At 45.6% G+C, this 5,026-nt stretch carries 5 protein-coding genes; 4 read left to right on the forward strand and 1 reads right to left on the reverse strand.

Going from position 1 to position 5,026, the window contains the following annotated elements; genetic code table 11:
* Nucleotides 1-237 precede the first annotated feature (237 nt).
* The 3 genes from RH89_RS12890 to RH89_RS12900 all read left to right on the forward strand — a co-directional run bounded on the left by RH89_RS12890 (nucleotide 238) and on the right by RH89_RS12900 (nucleotide 3,126).
* Complete coding sequence (locus RH89_RS12890) at nucleotides 238-1,926, forward strand: NAD-dependent malic enzyme (protein ID WP_004402447.1); 1,689 nt, start codon at nucleotides 238-240, stop codon at nucleotides 1,924-1,926.
* A gap of 122 nt (nucleotides 1,927-2,048) precedes the next feature.
* Nucleotides 2,049-2,372, forward strand: a complete 324-nt coding sequence (locus RH89_RS12895; protein WP_004402448.1) for a DUF3392 domain-containing protein — start codon at nucleotides 2,049-2,051, stop codon at nucleotides 2,370-2,372.
* A gap of 13 nt (nucleotides 2,373-2,385) precedes the next feature.
* Nucleotides 2,386-3,126 (forward strand): SanA/YdcF family protein, encoded by a 741-nt coding sequence (locus tag RH89_RS12900; RefSeq protein ID WP_004402449.1) that lies wholly within the window; start codon nucleotides 2,386-2,388, stop codon nucleotides 3,124-3,126.
* Nucleotides 3,127-3,165: 39 nt separating this feature from the next.
* Here RH89_RS12900 and RH89_RS12905 read toward each other — a convergent pair whose 3' ends face one another.
* Nucleotides 3,166-4,461, reverse strand: coding sequence for a GGDEF domain-containing protein (locus RH89_RS12905; RefSeq protein ID WP_162097252.1), 1,296 nt, complete (start codon nucleotides 4,459-4,461; stop codon nucleotides 3,166-3,168).
* A gap of 353 nt (nucleotides 4,462-4,814) precedes the next feature.
* Between RH89_RS12905 and RH89_RS29220 the strand changes: the two genes are divergently transcribed.
* The coding region (locus RH89_RS29220; RefSeq protein WP_004402451.1) for a DUF2797 domain-containing protein at nucleotides 4,815-5,026 on the forward strand (212 nt) is incomplete at its 3' end.

Here is a 5,026-nt window from a genome sequence, read left to right on the forward strand (position 1 = left end):
CTTTATTCCCAAACCAACCAAGTCAATGGCTTATGCAAATCTGCACTCATTCGTTTTAAACAAACCATTCACAAACTTGTCACAAAGCTCACTTTCGTCCTTAAAAAGGTCCTGAAGCAGTACAATGTTCAAAGTATGGGGAATTTCTTAGCGTTTTAAAGAAGTTCGGTTTACAACAATGTAACCTAACCGCTATCATTTCAGTCTATGCCCGACACTTGTCTTACCGAGTCATTAATGAATAACGATAAACGCCCTTTATATATCCCGTTAGCGGGACCAGCCCTACTCAGTACACCACTTTTAAACAAAGGCAGTGCCTTTACCGCAGAAGAAAGAAGCTCGTTCAACCTTGAAGGTTTGTTGCCAGAATCAACAGAAACCATTCAGGAGCAGGTAGACCGTGCTTACCAGCAGTATAAGAATTTCGAAAGTGATATGGATAAGCACATATATCTGCGCAATATCCAGGACACCAACGAAACCCTATTCTACCGTCTGGTTCAGAACCACATCAGCGAGATGATGCCTATCATCTATACTCCAACTGTTGGCGCGGCATGTGAAAACTTCTCAAACATTTACCGTCGTGGTCGCGGGATCTTTATTTCTTACCCAAACAGAGACCGAATTGACGACCTGATTAACAACGCCACCAACCACAATGTTAAAGTCATCGTAGTAACCGATGGTGAGCGAATTCTTGGTTTGGGCGATCAGGGCATCGGAGGCATGGGGATTCCTATCGGTAAGCTGGCTCTTTACACCGCGTGTGGTGGTATCAGCCCGGCTTATACTCTTCCAATCGTTCTGGATGTAGGCACCAACAACCCACAACGCCTTGCAGACCCAATGTACATGGGTTGGCGACACCCTCGTATTACTGGTGCGGAATACAACGCTTTTGTTGAAGAATTCATGCAGGCGGTTCAGCGCCGCTGGCCGGATGCACTTATCCAGTTTGAAGATTTTGCACAGAAGAACGCAATGCCGCTACTCGAGCGTTATAAAGATCGCGTTTGCTGCTTTAATGATGATATTCAGGGCACGGCTGCGGTCACTGTAGGTTCTTTGATTGCTGCGTGTCATGCAGCGGGCAGCAAGCTTTCCGAACAGCGCATCACTTTCTTAGGTGCTGGTTCAGCGGGTTGCGGTATTGCCGAAGCCATTATTGCACAGATGGTATCTGAAGGGCTTTCAGACGAACAGGCGCGTTCTCAGGTATACATGGTTGATCGATGGGGTCTGTTGCAGGAAGGCATGCAGAACTTACTCGACTTCCAGAAGAAGCTGGTGCAGAAGCACGAGAACACCAAAGGTTGGGAATCGGATGATGCTGGTTTCTCACTGTTGGAAGTGGTTAAGAATGCTAAGCCAACTGTACTTATTGGCGTGTCTGGTGCACCGGGGCTGTTTAGCAAAGAAGTAATTCAGGCAATGCACACCAACTGCGAGCGCCCAATTGTGTTCCCTCTTTCTAACCCAACCAGCCGTGTAGAAGCGACACCAAACGACATCATTCGCTGGACAGATGGCGCTGCGCTGGTAGCAACGGGAAGCCCGTTTGACCCAGTTATCCATGATGGCAAAACGTTCGAAATTGCTCAGTGTAATAACAGCTACATCTTCCCAGGCATTGGTCTGGGCGTGCTGGCTGTTTCCGCTTCACGCGTTACAGACGAAATGCTGATGGAATCCAGCCGTGCGCTTGCAGAATGTTCACCACTTGCTCAGCAAGGTACTGGTGCTCTGTTACCACCACTGGAAGAAATTCATCGTGTTTCTAAACGCATCGCCTTTGCGGTTGGTAAAAAGGCAATCGAACAAGGTGTGGCACTGGAGATTACAGACGAGACGCTAGAGAAAGCCATTGACCAGCATTTCTGGCAGCCAGTTTACCGTCGATACAAGCGAACTGCATTCTAAAGCAGGACTATCTGATCAGTTTGTGCGCGCTTTGCACAAACATTCGGTACAAATGCACGTTTCATTCAGAAAAGCCCTAAATGGGCTTTTCTTTTTAGGATGAAACCGTAAGATTAGTGGTTATGTTAGAGATACTTACACCACTTGGAACCAAGCTTGTTCCCTACCTGCCAGAAATTTCCACAGCCGTTGTTGCCTGTGGTCTGGTGGTATTTGGTTCAGACATCAACCGTACATTAAGACGTGTTCTCGCCGGGCATCATTTCATCGTTAGGACCTTTGCATTCATTCTAATCAATGCCTTTGGTTTCGGTCTGTTCATTGTAAAAGTCTCCCCTATGCTCTCTGACTGGTTGAAGCAGATTGACCGCAGTTGGCTGGTACTGGGTTTGCTCCTGTGGTTTACTTTGGTAGGCATCTGGGCTCAACGAAATCGGCAGGTTTAATGTTGGAAGTAGTATGCTGAAATTGTCATCTTTTCCCAAAGTCTGGCTTTGGTTAAAAAAAGCTTTTTTGATTGCTTTCGTGTCTGCATTCACTCTATCGGTCGCGTTGATTCTGGTGGATCGCTGGGTCAGCTGGCAGACTCAGGACAAAATATATTACGAAGCCGAATCCCTTCCTAATCATGATGTAGCCATGGTACTTGGCACCAGCAAATACATCGGCAAAAAACTGAATGACTTCTATACCAATCGCATTTCAACTGCCATTCAGTTGTTTAAGGATAACAAAGTCACCTCCTACCTTCTGAGCGGAGACAATGCACATCGCTCTTATAATGAACCCTGGACAATGAAGCGAGATTTGCTCAAAGCGGGTGTACCAGAAGATGCTATCTATCTGGATTATGCGGGCTTTCGCACATTGGATTCAGTGGTGAGAGCCAAAGAAATTTTTGAAGCGGATGACTTCATCATTATCACTCAGGCTTTCCATTGTGAACGGGCACTCTATATCGCTGATTACCACGATATCAATGCCGTTTGTCTTGCGGTTCCCGGTCCTGAAGGAACATCGGGCTGGTTTGTTCGCCTACGAGAAGTACTTGCAAGAGCCAACGCACTGGTCGATCTTTACATCATTGATAAGCAGCCTAAATTCCTTGGACCTAAGGTGCCTATCGAGAACATTGAAGGTCCACAGAAACCCAGTGAAAGCATATCAGGTGCAACATCTACAGATACAGATACAGAATGAGCCAGCATTGCTGGCTCATTTATTAAGTTAACCTATCTGTCAGCGACAATGCACTTCAACCCTGTCTCTGCCTAAATGTTTCGCCTGATAAAGCGCTTCATCTGCTCTTGCCATGGTTTCCGTCATGCGCTCATCTCGCATTTCTGCTACTCCAGCACTGCATGTCAGTTCTTCCCCATGCAGCCAAGTGTGCTCTTTAACACTGACCCGGATACGCTCGGCAATTTCCTGTGCTTGTTCAAGCGAAGTATCACGACAAAACACGATGAACTCTTCCCCACCCCAGCGAACCAAATGGTCTCCTGGGCGAATCATAGAGCTTACCACCAGAACGAATTCTTTGAGTATGTCGTCACCAATCTGATGCCCATAGGTGTCGTTGATTTTCTTAAAGTGGTCGATATCTAAGTAAATCATCGACAAAGAATCAAGACCATCTTCTGCTTGCTTGGCAGCGTCATCCAGCCAATTTCGAACAGAATGGCGGTTTCTCGCACCGGTAAGTGCATCTACCTGTGCCATTTCTGCAAAGCGACTGTTTTGTTGACGCAAACGGTCGTTCACCGCTTTCAGGTGCAAGTGCCTTGAGTTGGCCTGGCTAATTACGTGACGACTGCGGTTGTGGTCAAACACAAAGTAAACCCCACCCAACATCGCCCAGATCAGAACCAATGTCAGCATCAACAATTCGCCGTCAACAAAACGACCTTCAAATTCGATGCTATTAATGACAATGTCACGCGTACCCAATGAAGAACGTGACCCAGTCGCTATCTCAAACAGGACAACGTTACTGAACTCTGGAGCGGCATGAGGGATATCGATATCCAGATCTGCCAGCCACCAGGTCATTACCTGGAAGTTTTTCATCGGGATCACAATTTCACCCTGACCAATGCCGGGCGCATACTCAAGCCCGTTGTACTTTATCGAGTACTCATTGTCAGAGTTAGAATACGCTGGATTAAAGTTGCGAAGATAAACTCTTAATCTGCCTTCTGGGTCGTCGGTATGGTAATCAATGTTAAGCCTAACTGTATGATAGTTAGATAAATTGATTCCCTTCGAAATATCATCAGAAAGCTGAATTGAAACAGAGCAGTACGGCCATGCGTACTCACTTTGCTTTAAATTACATTGAAGAGACGCGCGAGAGCCTTCAACCGACAGGTTTGTATCTGTTTTTCCGCCAGACTGCCTGTCATCTGCGGGTATAAACTCAAACTGCTGTGGCGAAATAACAAGGCGCTGTGTATCCCCAAATTGGTAATAAAGCGTTATTACCGTCAATGTACCAAACAACAACACCAAGAAAACCTTTTGTATCAAGCTCAATTGATGTTTTCTACTCATGCTATACCTCAATCTACAAACGTAGAAACTAGCAAAATGGAACTAAAATCACACTATCGTGCATATGTGTAACATACCATAACCAAGCCATTTCGCACACTATTTGTATGTTCATTCAAGAGAAAATACGTAAAAAAAGATGACGGGCTTTATAAATCAGTCACAAAGAAGAAATGTTTACCAAATAGCTCAACTATGCCGGTGCGTAAAATTTGCTAAAATATCAATTACACTGATTTCCAAGCGATAAAATTGAGCCAGCAAGAGCTCTTTACACCGCTTGACGCAATAAAAACAACGAATACGCCATAAGTGCGTAGAAAACGAGTAATGTCATGTCTATAAAAACTACAGGCACTCTGAGAAAGCTTGCATCCGAGCTCTCAGAAGGTGTCGACTACTTCCTGCCAATTGGTCACGAGCGTGTGGGTCTAAACACCTTTATAGGTCAGCCGATCACCTTGACTCATACGGGCAACATCTTTTGCAGCTCCTGTGGCAAAAAAACCAAGAAAAGCTATTCGCAAGGTCACTGTTTTGTCTGCAT

The sequence above is a fragment of the Vibrio nigripulchritudo ATCC 27043 genome, assembly GCF_000222685.1.
GTDB lineage: Bacteria > Pseudomonadota > Gammaproteobacteria > Enterobacterales > Vibrionaceae > Vibrio > Vibrio nigripulchritudo.